At 52.7% G+C, this 14828-nt stretch carries 13 protein-coding genes, 1 tRNA gene and 2 pseudogenes; 8 read left to right on the top strand and 8 right to left on the bottom strand.

The window, feature by feature from the left end; all coding sequences use genetic code 11:
- Nucleotides 1-48 precede the first annotated feature (48 nt).
- The 4 genes and pseudogenes from ACMAY6_RS14200 to ACMAY6_RS14185 all read left to right on the top strand — a co-directional run.
- Nucleotides 49-564, top strand: a complete 516-nt coding sequence (locus ACMAY6_RS14200) for a hypothetical protein (protein ID WP_435212879.1) — start codon at nt 49-51, stop codon at nt 562-564.
- 319 nt (nt 565-883) lie between these two features.
- On the top strand, nt 884-2941 hold the full coding sequence (locus tag ACMAY6_RS14195; RefSeq protein WP_435212877.1) for a DUF3604 domain-containing protein: 2058 nt from the start codon (nt 884-886) through the stop codon (nt 2939-2941).
- Between the two features lie 269 nt (nt 2942-3210).
- Nucleotides 3211-3603 (top strand): hypothetical protein, encoded by a 393-nt coding sequence (locus tag ACMAY6_RS14190; RefSeq protein WP_435212875.1) that lies wholly within the window; start codon nt 3211-3213, stop codon nt 3601-3603.
- Nucleotides 3604-3615: 12 nt separating this feature from the next.
- Nucleotides 3616-3969, top strand: a pseudogene (locus ACMAY6_RS14185) (redoxin domain-containing protein); the annotation flags it as partial.
- 66 nt (nt 3970-4035) lie between these two features.
- Here ACMAY6_RS14185 and ACMAY6_RS14180 read toward each other — a convergent pair.
- The 5 genes and pseudogenes from ACMAY6_RS14180 to ACMAY6_RS14160 all read right to left on the bottom strand — a co-directional run.
- Nucleotides 4036-5022, bottom strand: a pseudogene (locus tag ACMAY6_RS14180) (peroxiredoxin family protein); the annotation flags it as partial.
- A 12-nt stretch (nt 5023-5034) separates the two neighbouring features.
- On the bottom strand, nt 5035-5247 hold the full coding sequence (locus tag ACMAY6_RS14175) for a hypothetical protein (protein WP_435212873.1): 213 nt from the start codon (nt 5245-5247) through the stop codon (nt 5035-5037).
- A gap of 90 nt (nt 5248-5337) precedes the next feature.
- Nucleotides 5338-5787: a nuclear transport factor 2 family protein gene (locus ACMAY6_RS14170; RefSeq protein WP_435212871.1), complete on the bottom strand. Its 450-nt coding sequence runs from the start codon at nt 5785-5787 to the stop codon at nt 5338-5340.
- A gap of 195 nt (nt 5788-5982) precedes the next feature.
- Nucleotides 5983-6489 (bottom strand): hypothetical protein, encoded by a 507-nt coding sequence (locus ACMAY6_RS14165; RefSeq protein WP_435212870.1) that lies wholly within the window; start codon nt 6487-6489, stop codon nt 5983-5985.
- Nucleotides 6482-6892, bottom strand: coding sequence for a hypothetical protein (locus ACMAY6_RS14160; protein WP_435212868.1), 411 nt, complete (start codon nt 6890-6892; stop codon nt 6482-6484). Before ACMAY6_RS14160 ends, ACMAY6_RS14165 begins: the two co-directional genes overlap by 8 nt.
- A gap of 248 nt (nt 6893-7140) precedes the next feature.
- Here ACMAY6_RS14160 and ACMAY6_RS14155 point away from each other — a divergent pair, with 248 nt between their 5' ends.
- A complete protein-coding gene (locus tag ACMAY6_RS14155) occupies nt 7141-7326 on the top strand; it encodes a hypothetical protein (protein WP_435212867.1) in 186 nt (61 codons plus the stop codon).
- Between the two features lie 139 nt (nt 7327-7465).
- Here the strand turns inward: ACMAY6_RS14155 and ACMAY6_RS14150 are convergent.
- The 3 genes from ACMAY6_RS14150 to selA all read right to left on the bottom strand — a co-directional run bounded on the left by ACMAY6_RS14150 (nt 7466) and on the right by selA (nt 10888).
- Nucleotides 7466-7559, bottom strand: a tRNA-Sec gene (locus ACMAY6_RS14150).
- Between the two features lie 6 nt (nt 7560-7565).
- A complete protein-coding gene (gene selB, locus ACMAY6_RS14145) occupies nt 7566-9491 on the bottom strand; it encodes a selenocysteine-specific translation elongation factor (protein WP_435212865.1) in 1926 nt (641 codons plus the stop codon).
- A complete protein-coding gene (gene selA / locus ACMAY6_RS14140) occupies nt 9488-10888 on the bottom strand; it encodes an L-seryl-tRNA(Sec) selenium transferase (protein ID WP_435212863.1) in 1401 nt (466 codons plus the stop codon). The genes selB and selA overlap by 4 nt, the downstream gene beginning before the upstream one ends.
- 215 nt (nt 10889-11103) lie before the next feature.
- On the opposite strand from selA, the gene ACMAY6_RS14135 reads away from it, so the two are divergent.
- The 3 genes from ACMAY6_RS14135 (at nt 11104) to ACMAY6_RS14125 (ending at nt 14789) form a co-directional block, all read left to right on the top strand.
- Nucleotides 11104-12657: an acyl-CoA carboxylase subunit beta gene (locus ACMAY6_RS14135; protein WP_435212861.1), complete on the top strand. Its 1554-nt coding sequence runs from the start codon at nt 11104-11106 to the stop codon at nt 12655-12657.
- Nucleotides 12658-12678: 21 nt separating this feature from the next.
- Nucleotides 12679-12894, top strand: coding sequence for a biotin/lipoyl-containing protein (locus tag ACMAY6_RS14130; RefSeq protein ID WP_435212859.1), 216 nt, complete (start codon nt 12679-12681; stop codon nt 12892-12894).
- A gap of 140 nt (nt 12895-13034) precedes the next feature.
- Nucleotides 13035-14789 carry an amidohydrolase gene (locus tag ACMAY6_RS14125; RefSeq protein ID WP_435212857.1) on the top strand — a complete coding sequence of 585 codons (1755 nt, stop codon included), beginning with the start codon at nt 13035-13037 and terminating at the stop codon, nt 14787-14789.
- Nucleotides 14790-14828: the final 39 nt, after the last annotated feature.

The raw sequence follows: 14828 nt of genomic DNA, 5'->3' as shown, positions 1-14828 counted from the left end.
GGCGTAGGGTGAGGTGTGCGACTGCCAGAAAAAGTTTTGGAGGGTGACGTGCTTTTAAAATATCAGCAACAACATTGTACGATGACCTTGAGAGAGGGTATTGAGGAATTTCACAATTACCTGATGGCCCTTGACCGTAAAGTCATGATGGATAGCAGCACATCGAGACTCCTGCTAGAGCACGATGCGACCCATGTTATTTTTGGTATGGATACTAGCCTAGAGCAAGAAGCTGGCCTTGATAGCTGGCTCCTTTGGGGGTGCCAGTGGCGCCTGTCCTACATTCGAAAATATGGGAAGCTCCCCGAGATTAAAGCGTTGTATCGAGCGTTTGTGAAAGAGTTGGGTTGGGCCTTCTTTCCCCGACTATTGTGGAGGACGCGCAAGCTCAAATGGCGCGTAATTAAGCGATCCCGATCAATGTCAAAAAAATGGCCCTATCAATTTCCAGAGCCCTGGTTAGACAAACCGATTAACGAACTGCGGCACGAGCATGGCTTGACCATTCTCAACGAGGAGGAGCGCTTGGCGAGTGAGCCTTTGGCGTGGAGTGGCCACTACTAACACTGCTCATGCCTCGGAGTGGCCCATGTATTTCCCTACAAAACTTGCCTAAGTAGTGCTCTGTGAGTTGGGAGAATGTGTTGCCACCCTCAAAAAAAAGCCGCATTAGCGGTGTGTTTTCGTGAAATTCTTAGCTTCTCTGTACTGCTAAAAGTACGGCATTGATCTATGGTGTTAGCTCGCCGCATGTGGCCCAATATATCGGGTGATTGCTTTGACCCTTAGTTAATTGAGGGCGTTGGGTCTGTGCTTTGCAGGCTCTAAGCAACGTCACGTTTGGAAAGGCCAAATAATCATAATTAGTCAGTGGGATGGGTAAATGAATCGAATCAAAATGCATGCTGGATATATGTGGCTGGTGACACCTGTTTTGATCAGCCTGACTGCTTGTATGGAGCAGGGCCCCGATATCAGTGAGACCATGTCCGCCCGCGCAAATATTCCCAGCCAGGTGCTTGAGATCAATAACACGATAGTCGATCGTCGCCAGTACAGTGCTGAAAGGAATGCCTATTTCGGTGACTTACATGTTCACACCGGTTATTCCTTCGATGCTTATGCCTTTGGAACCGTAGCTACGCCTTATGATGCTTATCGATATGCCAAAGGCGAACCTCTTGCCCACCCATCGGGCTATGAAATGCAGCTGCGTCAGCCCCTAGATTTTTATGCCGTGACCGATCACGCCATGTTTATGGGCTTATTGAAGGAGGCTGCGGATACCACCACTAAGTTCTCTAAAACTAGCGCGGCGCAGCCTATACATAATATAAACGCTCCGGATAATTACGGGGCCTACAGCTTTTTTGGCAGGCAAACGGCGTTTGCAACATTTTTACCTGATGTGGTGGGCGAATTAATTGCCGGTAATCTTGATGAGGTGGAAATAGAGGCAGTCACCCGGTCGGCCTGGGCTGACAGTATTAATGCGGCTGACCAGTACAACCAACCGGGTAAGTTCACGACTTTTGCGGCTTATGAGTACACCTCTTCGACGGATGAAATGGGCAACTTGCATCGAAACGTGATCTTCCAGGGAACCGATCGGTTACCCGAGGTCCCCTTCTCACGCTTTCACTCCCAGAACCCTGAAGGCCTTTGGAACTGGATGGACGACTTGCGCGACCAGGGCGTTGAGAGTCTAGCGATACCGCATAATTCCAATGGATCCAATGGTGCCATGTTTGCTTTGGCCGATTGGGCGGGTGACCCCATGGACGACGACTACGCCGACCTGCGTATGCGCAATGAACCCCTGGTAGAAATCACTCAAGTGAAAGGCACCTCTGAAACGCACCCGTTGCTATCTGAAACCGACGAATGGGCTAACTTTGAACTCATGCCTTTTCGGGTTGCCACGACGCTAGACAGTGTCGCTCCGGGGAGTTACGTCCGAGATGGGTTACTGCGTGGCATGGCGTTGTCTGAGTCGGGCACCAAAAACCCTTACAAGTTTGGTTTCGTGGGCGCCAGCGATACCCATACAGGGGCTATCTCGGATGATGAGGAAAATTTTTATTCTAAGGTGGGTTTACTCGACGGCACTCCGGAAATGCGGGGTTCGGTACCCGCCTCATTTTTGATGCGTACTATCGTTAAGTACAGCGCACCGAATCTACTTAAGGAAGTCGAGGGCAAAGACTATTTGACCCTATCAACATTTGCGACTTGGGGTGCCTCAGGGATTGCAGGGGTGTGGGCTGAAGAAAATACTCGCGAGGCTATTTACGATGCCTTTCGGCGTAAGGAGACCTTTGCGACCAGCGGACCGCGAATGAAGGTGCGCTTTTTTGGCGGCTATGAGTTTGATCCTGCCATTATTGATGACCCTCAAATGGCCAAAAAAGCGTATGCCCAGGGTGTCAGTATGGGGTCTGACCTGATCGCCTCGGGTGACAGTGCACCACAGTTTCTAGTGTGGGCTGTCAGTGACGCAGTTGGTGGCGTGCCGCTGCAGCGCGTGCAGGTAATCAAGGGCTTTGTAAAAGGTGGAGAGCATGCAGAGCAGGTCTATGATGTGGCTTGCAGTGACGGACTCTCCGTCGATCCAACGACTCACCGGTGCCCCGATAACGGCGCTCGAGTCAATCTAGCTGATTGCTCGATTACACCGGATGTGGGTGCTGCCGAACTTAAGGCCGTCTGGCAGGACCCTGATTTTGAGGCTGGTCAGGAAGCCTTTTACTATGTACGAGTGCTGGAAAATCCAACGTGTCGCTGGTCAACGTGGGATGCAGTAAAGGCTGGAGTTGAGCCTCGCCCAGATTTACCCAAGACGCTTCAGGAGCGGGTGTGGTCATCGCCTATTTGGTACAAAAACAAGCTGTCACCCCTTGAAAGAATCAAAGCGTCAGTGAGCCTACTCAGCGACGATTAGATCGTACCTTCTGCATCCAAGGAAGGTTCCGGCAGGGAGGTTCAAATTCACTGGTCGTGAATCTCTCCGTTTGCGAGGAGGTGGTGGCTGCATCTATGCGGCCATTCATTCATGGAGCCGCTAATTTTTTGATAATGTGTTATCGGAGATGGGTATGGCTTGGCGCAAAGGCTTATCAAGCCCGCTCAACTCCCCACACTGTTTAGCGGTATTGAGATCAACGGGTGTTTTTTGTATTGTTCAAGGACGGTCAGCTTGGGGTTCGGCGATTGAAAGCAGGAACTAAATTCGGTATCACAGCTTTTACGCTCGCGGCCTGTACCGCAACCTTGTGGTTTTATTTTGTTCGTCAGGTAAACCTACCCGACGATCGGACCGGTTTTGTAGTGGCCTTTGTTTTCGCGGCTGCCCTAGGTGTCACAGCCTATATCAAAGGCACAAGCTGGGTGGGCGGTCTTCCACCTGCAGTGGCCATTCTGATCAGCGCATTCCTGACCTTTACTATCTCGGTAAGCTCTCAGAGCGTTGACACCAAGAAAGTGATTGCGGTTGGTGATGAGATTCCACATTTCTCCGCAGTAGACGACGAGGGGCAGGTTTTCGATTCAGAAGCGCTGCAGGGGCATTTGGTGTTGATTAAGTTTTTCAGAGCCCACTGGTGACCTTACTGTGTCGGCGAGTTGCGTCGACTCGAGGAATTGCGCGCAGAGTTTGATCAGCGCGATGTCAGGGTGGTCACTATCAGTACGGACCCGCCCGAAGATATTTTGGCAGAACGACACCTTCACGGTTTGCAGGCACGGATGCTATCCGATGTGCAACTGGCGGTGACTGATGCCTTCGGATTGCGAAATACCGGGTTCCACTCTGCTCCCCTAGCCCATGAATCGGTGGCCTTACCGGTACCGGCCACGCTACTGATTGATCGTGAGGGCAAGGTTCTTTGGTTGGATCTATCAAAAGATTACCAGCGGCGATCTGATCCGTCGGTGGTTCTGGCTGCAATGCGGGCGCATTTTGATTCGTAGGTTGGGGCAGGTCGTGAAGGGTCCAATTGCCCGCTAAGATCGTTGCGGTACCAATGTTACCCCTACTTAGGTGTCGTGGTGCTGTCGGGCCTTGCGTTTTAGCCGTCGGGTTTTCCAGATAAGCTTCAACAGCCGCAGCGGGTTCGATCGGATCTTTCGCCATAGGAGCCTGCGCATAGCTGGGGTGCTGTCATAATCACCTTCGCGCTGACCATGCCCCCTGTGCACGGAAAGATTGGGTACATCGACCACATCGAGGGGTAGTTCAATGGTAAAGCGCTCGGTTCGGGGGAGTAGGCATTCCTCATCGCTGCAGGCTTGATAGCAGACTTCGAAGTCTATGGAGGCAGATGCTGCTGGAATGGCTGCCTCGGTCGCGAGATCGCCAGCTGGGAAAAAGGGCACCACAATATCTACTTGATCGCTCCAGACGTTGAGATCAACGGCCATTAATTTATGGTGGTACGGCGTTGTGGGTGGGTACTTTACCGGCAGGCACTGCAAGTCTTGAGGGCCCACAATTTTTACCTGTGTGGGGGTTAACCCCTTGGGGGCGGGGGTGCCGTAAAGGTGTAGTCCCTCTCTAAGGGTAAAACGCACAATCAGTTGACGGATGATGCCTTGGCGAAGACTGCCATTGCCGCCCCGGACGGCGGCTGTAATCGTAATATCCTCATCACCCCCAGTAGCTGTTGGCACCTCATCTTCAAGCTGGATGAACCCAAGGGCCGCATCAATAAGCGCCTCTGGGCTTTCCCGTTTTTTATACGAGTCATGGAAGAACTTTGAAACTACCAGGCCGTCTTCATCGCAGACAAAGACGCCGGGGTAGGGAATACCGTAAATGAGCGCATCGTCTGGGGAGATCTGTGTATTTAAAATACCGTACTGCGCTATGACCGCTGAATTTTCGTCGGATAACAGTGGATAGTTTATACCCTGAGCCTGCGAAAACTCCCGAAGGGCTTTCGGGTCGTCATAAGAAACTGCATAGAGCTTGATGCCGTTGGCTTCAAACTTGGCGTGGGCATTTCGCAGCTCCCCGAGCTGCGTCCAGCAGGGGGGTCACCAAACTGCAGATCGATAAAAGACCAGTGCTGCCCTCGAGTGACCGCGATCTTCATGAAAACGAACTTGCCTGCCAAACGCGTCGGGAAGTTCAAAATCGGGAAGCCGTTCTCCGATAGCAGGGCCAGTGCATGCTCCTGCAGGCAGGCTTGCTCGCACGGGGTGCCCTACCGGGGCGGGAGCATCGAAGCCGAGACTATCTCGTTCCATGATTATTTACCCTGCTGCAATGCCTAATCTCTGTGACATGTTAGGCGAGTCCCTTGCTTGAGAGAAGTGTCGCGCAATTGCAGGCAAAAGCTAGGGTTTTGCCGCTTCTAACATGGCGGCTGAATCATCGAAGGGTTGGAAGGCCACATACTTACCATCTTTGATCTTAATCATGTGGATTGACTGGGTATCAAGGCCCTCTGCAGTCATGTGTACGTGAACAAAGACGGTGTCGCCAGATTCATAAAAACCGATGGGATCAACGTGGAATTCGGGCCACATCTTGCCGATGGGGGCAAAAATGCCGGCCTCAACAGCAGCCGGCCCTATGTAGGTACCGGTGTAAGGTAAGCCGACTTGAATCGTCCAAATGGCATTTTCTGCTTGGACTGCGCGCCAAGCCTCCATGTCTCCAGAATTAAAGGCATCATATCCTGCCTTGGCGGTCGCGATATTCTTTGAAACTTCGCCATCTTCATGATGGCCGGCGTAGACAAAGCTTGAGACGAGCAGTGATAAATAGAGTGCAATAGTTTTCATGGTTGATCCTTTTGATGATGTTTACTCAAGGACGTTCCCGCACTAAAACGTTAAAAATAAGCTGTTCAACCCCCGAGATACGCCATTACGTTTTGCCTCTGGCAGCGGCGCATAATGGACCGGAGGATTTAGCCCATAGGCGGTAAACCCATTTTCAAGGTAAAGCGTCTCATCCGCTTTTTGGGCCACGGTAGCCTACCAGGTAGAGCGTCGGTCTTCTCGCATCAATATGAAAGCAAGAGCGACAAACGAACTGTTCAACAAGATGTAGATCGTTAAAAACGAGGTGTCATTGGGCGGATTTAAAACGACGAAAAGCCTTGCAGTGCCCGAAACAAGAAAATAAGAGAGCACGCCGGCATAACACGCGAGTATGGTGCCTAGTGGTTTCTTCAACAAAATCCAAACATACAGAGAGACCAACATTAGAAAACCTATCCCAAAGCGGATCTGATGTAGCCGGTAGTCTCCGTAATGCTTTGTCCACCCGTGGGAGACGAAGTTGTCAAGCAAGCCGGTGCTGTACATTCCAAGATAGGCGGCAGACATAGCGGTCGCAGCAAAAAGACAGGCCTTGAACAGCCGTGTTTTACCTGAAAGCGCTTCCTGAATATTGGAGAGGCTCAGTATTTGAGGCTCCAGCAGCGCCTGTAACTCTTCTTTGGAAAGTGTAGGTCGTTCGTCGAGTTTATTGTCAGCCATGACTTCCCTCCCGTCGATATGCCTCAACAGCCATATACACGATGGCCATGAGATATAAAGGGCGCAGCGTCTGGACGATCAATCCGGTTGTAGACTCAGAGACAAAAAATATGTTGTCGAGAGCTAGGTAGTCTTCTACGAACGTAATCCATGAAATTATGGAAACGATAGCGAGAACTTTAGCGACCGGCCGTTTCGAAAGACGCAAGTACGTGTAGAGAACGATTAGGCCACCGGTTATAGCGGCCCGATAATGCACTAGATCTTGGGCCATTTGATAGGCGACAGGGGAAACTGTAATGACTTCAGCGCCCCCCATTTGCAGCACTAAAAGTGTGTGGAGTAAAACAGCTCCGGCAAATGCATACAAAATGATTTCGGAGGTGTTGTAAGCATTGATCATTGTTGTTGCTCCACTAATGCCCACCACTCTTACGGATTAACACAAATTTAAGAATTAAGATACTTTTTATTAAGAGAGGCAAAAAACCTTCACATAAAAAGTTTTTCGATTTATTGGTCGCATTGTGTTGTTGTCCGGTGATTGGTTTCTTTCTCTGCTTTTTCATATGTTTACGCAGAGATTGTGAGTGTTTTTGTCTATTGAGGTGAGGGTTTCCCCGCCAAAAACATGATGGATAGCGACACCGTATGACAGGCATAGTGAGCTTGCCGCAGCAAGCGATTGCCAAAATGGGCGCACCGGGCAAAGGATTGGAACTGCGAGATGTGCGTGTTTCTGTCAGCCCATTGATCGCTCAGGGGTCTTTCACGCCAAAAACTGCCGGTGTAAGACCAAATTTAACGGTGCGATTCAGCGTCGCGCGTTCTCGATGACTGACAGGCTTTGAGGCGGGTTCTGGGACCCATTGTTTGATTGAGCTTGATGATCCCTAGTTTCAGATTGCCACATTGAATAAAACAACGCTTAAATATGTGTTTGTCTTCTTAGGGAATGGTGAACTAAGTAAATAGTTGGCGGAAGAGGTAGGAGTCGAACCCACCAGGCGCTTTCTCAGCCCCTCACTGGTTTTGAAGACCAGGCACCCCACCGGGGACGTCGCTCTTCCAATATTTCAGGGCTCAACACCCAGCGCTCGCTGCACATTAGCACGGGCCAAAAGTACACGCACGTTACCCTCCCGGCGAGTAAGGTGCAGCCGATCAAAGTGCTCAAGAATCTCAACGGTCAGATTGCGGCCCGTCCCAAATCTGGCTTTTAATACAACGACGGATAAGGCTTCACCTTGATCATGGGCCAAAGAGAGGTGCTCGTAATAATGTAGGAGCTGTGACGGGAGGGCGTAGCGATGATTGTTAAGTTCATGGAGTTCACCGCGGCCCATGCCGAGGCGTATTGCCTGTTTGGCAAGCGACTCAGGTACCTGTGCTTGCGCTAGTAACTCAGTCAGTAGCGGCAGGGCAGTACCGGCTCGTTGCAACTGCGCTTTTAGTTTCTCCCAATGATCCAGCGTTTGCTGAGATTTAGCTGGCTGAAAGTCTTTTCGACTGATGTGCCCCTCTTTGTGTGCCAGACTGCCTGACCGCAGCAAAACTTCCACAACCGCAAGTCCAAGGGGTAGGTCAAAGCTATGCGCCAGTGCTCGTTCTAGGGAAGTCATTTTTACGCCTGGAGACTTTGGTTGCTCCCGGTGCCATTCGTCGACGTAATGCCTCAGCCATCGACTAGCAGATTGCCACTGTTTCTCTGCAACAGCCCAGGTCGTTCCGTCCCGTTGAAATTCGCGAACCTCATCGATTGGAAATACATTTTCTGGCACCTGCCGATGGTTACGAATCGCCCAAAATCTCGAGAGGTTGACGGTTAGCTGGGCTTCTAGCAATTGCAACAGCGCAGATTGTGCATCGGATGTTTGCAAAGCACGCAGCCAACACAGACGTGCCCGGCGTGCTTTACCAAACTTGGGCCCTTCCGGATCGAGTACCTTGCCACCGCCAAGAATACGGGTTTCTGCATGATCCTGAACTAAAAAGGGCTCTCCCCAGATGCTGCTGATCGGGTGTTCGAGTATCAGCTGCGCAAGGCAGGATTCGCCAGGTTTTAAGGGGCCCTCTGGTGTGTCGATATGAGCTAGGCGTGCGGCCAAGCGTTTGGCACCGATATAAAGCTTTACTGGCGCCATATGCTTCAGAGGGAAGGGAGCATTGCTCAGCAAACTGACCTCAACGTCGAGGCGCAACGCGGGGGGCGGTGCTTTGGGTGCTACCAGCCAGTCCCCGCGGGTTATTTCTTTTAAGGAGACTTTACCGGCGATGGCGAGTGCGACTCGTTGGCCGGCTGATGCGTGCTCAACCTCCTGGCTGTTGGCCCTCAAGTGTCGAATACGAACCGACTGTCCTCCGGGCAACAACTCGAGCGGGTCACCTTTTCGTGCCTCACCGGCACTTGCGGTTCCGGTGACGACAAGCCCGACACCCTTAACGTTGAAGCTTCGGTCTATCGAGAGACGAAAGCCCCCTGAATTGCGCAGCCGTTGATGAGCTACTGCGGTGCTGATCAAATGATCCTTGAGGTCATCCAAGCCGTCGCCGGACACGCTAGATACCCCAAAGGATCGATGTGCTGGCCAGCGGCGCGGCTGGATCAGCGCATCGACTTGCTGCAGCACCTCATGAACTCGCGATGGGTCAACCCTGTCGACCTTATTGACCACAACGCATACGCGCGCTACGCCCAAAATTTCGAGTACGTCAATATGCTCAAGGGTTTGGGGCATTGGGCCGTCATCGGCAGCAACAACTAATAGCCCCATATCGACACCGCTGATACCGGAAATCATGGTGTTTATGAATTTTCTATGGCCGGGGACATCAATAAACCCGAGGGTCTCGTCGGACTCTTGGGACATAAAGGCGTAACCTAAATTAATCGACAGTCCGCGTTCGACTTCTTCGGCGAGAGTATCGGTTTCGACCCCGGTCAGTGCGCGAATGAGCGAAGTCTTGCCGTGATCAACGTGCCCCGCGGTCGCTATGATCAAAGTGCTAGTCCGCTCAACTGTTGGGTAAGTGCGGTTTTCTGATCATCCTCTAGGCAACGCAGATCAAGCCACAGCGCCCCCTGATGAATACGGCCAATCACCGGCCGGGGCAACTGACGAAAAGCCGTGCTCAAGGCGCGCAAGTCACTGTCAGCGCCAGAAATTGACGCAATCTTTAATGCCGAGCTGGGCAGCGTTTCTACAGGCAAGGAGCCGCTGCCAATCTGGCTTAATGATTCCTCGACACTTACGGAATACTGCGGTCCCAGTGCCGATTTAAATGCGGGTAGCAGCGAGGTCGCAAGCTTTTCAATAACTGCCGTGGGCCGGGTAATGAGCCGCAAAGTGGGCAAGTTTTCGTGGAGTTTTTCCGGGTGGTTATAAAGCTTCAGTGTTTCCGCCAGAGCTGCCAGCGTCATCTTATCCAAACGCAGGGCTCGCTTTAGGGGGTTGGACTTAATCTGTGCTATCAGGTCTTCGCGGCCAGCGATCAGCCCAGCCTGAGGCCCTCCAAGCAATTTGTCACCGCTGAAAGTCACCAGGTCGGCGCCATGGCCGATGGCGTCGGCGACGGTGGGTTCATTGGGAAGATTAAGCGCCGCAAAATCGAGCAGGTTGCCACTGCCCAAATCAATCATAAAAGGAATGCCAAGGCCTGAGGCCAGCTTTGCCAGCTCAGATTCGGTGGGGTTGCTCGTATAACCCTCAATCCGATAGTTACTGGTATGAACTTTCATGAGTAGCGCCGTATTGGCATCAACACCCTCGGCATAATCTTTAAGGTGAGTGCGGTTGGTGGTGCCTACCTCGGTGAGCGAGCAGCCAGCGCGGCTCATAATGTCGGGGATGCGGAAAGAGCCGCCAATCTCGACCAGCTCTCCACGGGACACTGCCACTTTTCGACCCATGGCCAAAGTGTTGAGTGCGAGTAGCACCGCGGCGGCGTTGTTATTGACCGCGGTGGCCGCCTCGGCCCCCGTCTGTTCGCAGATCATGGTTTCGATATGGGCTTCTCGATCACCGCGTTTGCCACTGGTTAAATCGAACTCAAGGTTGCTGGCGTTGCTTGCCACGTCCGTGACTGCCCGAATGGCTGATTCGCACAGTTGCGCTCGGCCTAGGTTGCTGTGCAGAACAATTCCGGTCAGGTTAAAGACGGAGACAAGTGTGGCGTCATGGGCAGAGGCCACCCCTTCGACAACCGATTGTTTTATTTTTTCCAGATCAATTGGTGGCGAACCTCCCAGGCTTATTTCTTGTCGCAATTGCGATAGCTGCTTGCGTACTGCCTGAGTAACCTGCGCGTGGCCCCAGTGGGCGATTGCGTCTGGCATCGAGTCGAGGATGACGCCAACAGCGGGTAGCTGTCGCAATTTTTTTTGAATCGGATTGTCCACTTTGGGTGATCTATTGTTGCCGAGCAGAGGGTGGAGTGTAGCGCTTACCCATCAGAGGGCAATATGTTTGGCGGTGCTTCACCTAGGGCTGCAGGGTCACTACTGAATCTGTTGGGTGTTTGCGATCAGCAGGCTTGCGGCGGTCCTCTAAACCAGCACATAACAGCTAAGTGAGATAAGCTTTGCTGAGTTAATGAAGAGGCACTTGCTCACCCATGACCTGGAAACTAGAAACCGACGAAATAGAACGCAGGCGGGAATTGGCACTGAGTCAGGGTGGGGAAGAGGCGATCGCCAAGCAGCACAGCCAAAACCGCCTAACGATCCGTGAGCGCATTGAAAAACTGATAGATCCGGGAAGCCTCGAGGAAGTTGGGCCAGCGGCGGGTACTCCGCACTACGACGAAAACGGCGTGCTGACCGGGATGGACCCTGCCAACTTTGTGCTGGGCTTTGGCAAAGTGAACGGGCGCAGAATCGTGGTAGGTGGTGAGGATTTTACGCTGCGAGGAGGCTCGCCCTCCGCAGCAGGGCTTAGAAAGAGCGTCTATGCAGAGGAATTGGCGGTGCAATACCGGCTGCCGCTTGTGCGATTGCATGAGGGTTCAGGAGGAAGCGTTGGGGGGACCGGTGGAAAAGGCCCTAGCTTGCCTGGGCCAGTTAATGCGCCGGCGCGGTTTCGTTCAGTAGCGCAGGCTATGGCGACCGTGCCAGTGGCCAGCGCAGCTCTGGGGGCAGTCGCGGGGCTACCTGCTGGTCGTCTTGTGGCTTCGCATTTTTCAGTCATGTCCAAAAGCACAGCGCAGATTTTGACGGCTGGGCCTGCGGTGGTGGCGCGGGCCATGGGGGAACAAAAAAGCAAGGATGAGCTGGGAGGTTGGAAGGTACATACGAAAAATGGCACCGTTGATAACGGGGCCGAGGATGAAGGGGCGTGCATCGCCGAGATTCGGCGCTTTCTCTCGTACATGCCCGACAATATTTATCAGCTGGCCCCGGTCATTGACTGTGACGATCCTGTTGACCGATGCGATGAGCATCTCTTAGAAATTGTACCCCGCAATCGCAGGCAAGCTTTTGAGATGCGCTCGGTCATTGCATCGGTTGTTGATCGGGACAGCTTCTTTGAAATGGGTCGCGGTTATGGTCGATCGCAAATCACGGGGCTTGCACGCCTTAATGGTCAAACCGTGGGTGTTTGGGCAAACGATGGCAAGTTCCTTGCTGGCTCTATGACGGCCGATGGTGCCCACAAAGCAAGACGTTTCATGGAGCTTTGTGAAACCTTCAGCTTCCCCATTGTGAGTCTCGTTGACGAACCCGGTTTCATGATAGGCAGTCAGGCAGAGCGTGAGGCGACTATTCGCCATGGCGCCTCGGCCGTGCTGACAGCAGCTTTAACGACGGTGCCTTGGATCTCGGTCATGATTCGACGATCCTTTGGTGTTGCTCAGGCTGCTCACTATGGACCTGATGGTTATGTCATTGCCTGGCCCTCGGCAGAGAGTGGGCCGCTGCCGGTTGAGGGAGGCGTAGCGGTGGCGTTTCGGCGAGAGATTGAGGCGGCGCCTGATCCGGATGCGCGGCGACGGGAGCTCGAGGAGCAGCTAGCAGCTAAGCAGTCGCCCTTCCCCAGAGCTGAAGCTTTGGGCGTCCACGACCTCATCGATCCGCGTCAGACGCGCCCCGAACTGTGTCGCTGGCTAGATCGGGTCCAGCCGCTGCTGCCATCACTATTGGGTCCAACGGCTTTTTCTATCAGGCCATAGCCATTGTTGAGGAATATTGTCATGACAAAAGTTGAGCTAGAAACCGGGGGTTCGGTCTGGAAGATGCTGGTGCAGCCCGGAGATCATGTGGCCCAAGGCGATACCTTATTTATTTTAGAGGTGATGAAGATGGAGGTCCCTTACCCAGCACCCGTTGCAGGTGAGGTGATTGCCACACACATTGCCGAAGGCGATGCTGTCGAGGAAGATCAGCTGGCCATTGAAATTTCACCCTAGATCGTTTTTGCGTGGGTACATAGATTGCTGTTCCTTTTCTCTACGCCTGATTCGGTGGCTACTGGCTACTGGCTACTGGTAGAGGGTTGTGCGTCCTATTCAATGTATTGATTGACCGGTTTTAATGAGGAGTGCGAGCGATGCGATGGCAAACAACAACAAACTGGATGCTGTGGTTGAGGGCGTTCACCGGTAAAGGTTTACTTTCTTGTGCGCTGTTTATCGGCACGACGGCCCTAACCGAGGCTGCTGATTTGATGTTTGTTGGCGGGCATATTTATACCGCTGACGCCAGCAAGCTAAGTGCTGAGGCGCTGGTCGTTTCCGACGACACGATTGTTTTTGTTGGCTCTAGAAAAGAGGCTGAGGCTTACCGCAAACCGTCTACCCGAACGATAGATACAGAGGGCAAAATGGTAATGCCCGGATTTCACGATGCACATCTGCATACCTTCATGGGTGGGCGCAGTTTATTAGGCTGTGATCTTGCAGAGGCTCCCGATCTTCAAGCGGTTGAGGCGATTCTCAGTTTATGCCTTGAAAAACGACAGCAGCAGTGGCTGGTTGCTGAGGGCCTAAATCTGGGTTTTTTTGGTCAGTCTGGGCCCGAGCTGAGCTGGTTAGATGGCGTTACTGATCGCGTGCCCATGCTCCTCAGGGCGTCCGATGGACATTCGGTCTCTGCCAATACTTTAGGGCTGGCGATGGCTCAAATCTCCGTTGAAACCGAAGACCCACCGGCAGGTATTATTGAGCGCGATGAGCTAGGTGTACCTAGCGGCACCTTTCGCGAGTCGGCAATGGATTTGTTAGAGCGATACGTCCCGACGATGACCGAGCAAGATCGTATTGAGACGATGCGCGCTGCGATAAAGGCCATTAATCAATTTGGTATTACCAGCGCCTTTGACGCTTGGGTAAGCGCCAGCGATGTGGCTGCGTATCGCGCTCTCGAGGCAGAAGATCAGCTGACACTCCGAGTAAGGGGGGCGTTGGCTTATGGCCACGGCGATCTATTTACCACCGACACGACAGCGGTTTACGAATCCAACTTAAATGAACGGGAAGCGCTGAGCACGGATCGTTTCAAGTTGGGGGCGGTAAAGCTATTCATTGATGGAGTTTTAGAGGGGGAAACAGCAGTTCTGCTCGCGCCTTATCTCAATAAGCCCGGGTATCTTGGCGAGCTGACGTACCCTCAAGACGAGCTGAACCAAATCGTCTCTGATTTGGTCAGCAAAGATGTACAGGTTTACACCCATGCGCTGGGCGATGGAGGTGTGCGCGCCATATTGGATGCTTTTGAGTTCGCTCAGCAAACGCATGGGCCGAAAGACCTGCGCCACCAGATTTCCCACATGCAGTTAATTCACCCTGACGACCAAGGTCGTTTTGCCGAACTCAATGTGGCGGCCAATTTTCAAGCGCTGTGGGCACTCCCCGACGAGTGGATCATCAATCTCAACTTGCCAGTTGTCGGTTTGGATCGCGTGCACCGGATGTATCCGATAGCGAGTGTTGTTGAATCAGGAGCAACGATTGTGGGTGGCAGTGATTGGAATGTGAGCTCTCTCAACCCATTAAATGCCATCGAAGTCGCCATTTTGCGACAGGACTGGATAAAAAACGACGCGCTGACCACCGAGGAACTCCTCCAGCTAGATGTTCTGAATCGATCAGAGCGCGTGGGCCTCGACACAATGCTCAGGGCCTATACCATTAATGCGGCTTGGTCGATGCACCAAGAGGCGGTGACGGGCAGTCTGACGGCTGGCAAGCGGGCTGACATAGTCATTCTCTCGGAGGATCTGTTTGCGATTCCGCCGCAGCGCATTAGCACAGTGCAAGTAGAACAAACGTTTATTGATGGGCAACGGGTCTATTCGAATGAGTGATGGCTAGAATAGGCCGCTGCTATTTTTGACCTCCGGGTG

Source organism: Luminiphilus sp. nBUS_16, assembly GCF_051201645.1.
GTDB lineage: Bacteria > Pseudomonadota > Gammaproteobacteria > Pseudomonadales > Halieaceae > Luminiphilus.
This window is presented reverse-complemented; position numbering and strand designations above follow the sequence as displayed.

What these genes read in the sequence shown, in the direction of transcription:
- ACMAY6_RS14195 (WP_435212877.1), top strand. Translation starts at nt 884, where the DNA reads ATGAATCGAATCAAAATGCATGCTGGATATATGTGGCTGGTGACACCT.
- ACMAY6_RS14175 (WP_435212873.1), bottom strand. Translation starts at nt 5,247, where the DNA reads ATGGAACGAGATAGTCTCGGCTTCGATGCTCCCGCCCCGGTAGGGCAC.
- ACMAY6_RS14170 (WP_435212871.1), bottom strand. Translation starts at nt 5,787, where the DNA reads ATGAAAACTATTGCACTCTATTTATCACTGCTCGTCTCAAGCTTTGTC.
- ACMAY6_RS14165 (WP_435212870.1), bottom strand. Translation starts at nt 6,489, where the DNA reads ATGGCTGACAATAAACTCGACGAACGACCTACACTTTCCAAAGAAGAG.
- ACMAY6_RS14160 (WP_435212868.1), bottom strand. Translation starts at nt 6,892, where the DNA reads ATGATCAATGCTTACAACACCTCCGAAATCATTTTGTATGCATTTGCC.
- ACMAY6_RS14155 (WP_435212867.1), top strand. Translation starts at nt 7,141, where the DNA reads ATGACAGGCATAGTGAGCTTGCCGCAGCAAGCGATTGCCAAAATGGGC.
- ACMAY6_RS14135 (WP_435212861.1), top strand. Translation starts at nt 11,104, where the DNA reads ATGACCTGGAAACTAGAAACCGACGAAATAGAACGCAGGCGGGAATTG.
- ACMAY6_RS14130 (WP_435212859.1), top strand. Translation starts at nt 12,679, where the DNA reads ATGACAAAAGTTGAGCTAGAAACCGGGGGTTCGGTCTGGAAGATGCTG.
- ACMAY6_RS14125 (WP_435212857.1), top strand. Translation starts at nt 13,035, where the DNA reads ATGCGATGGCAAACAACAACAAACTGGATGCTGTGGTTGAGGGCGTTC.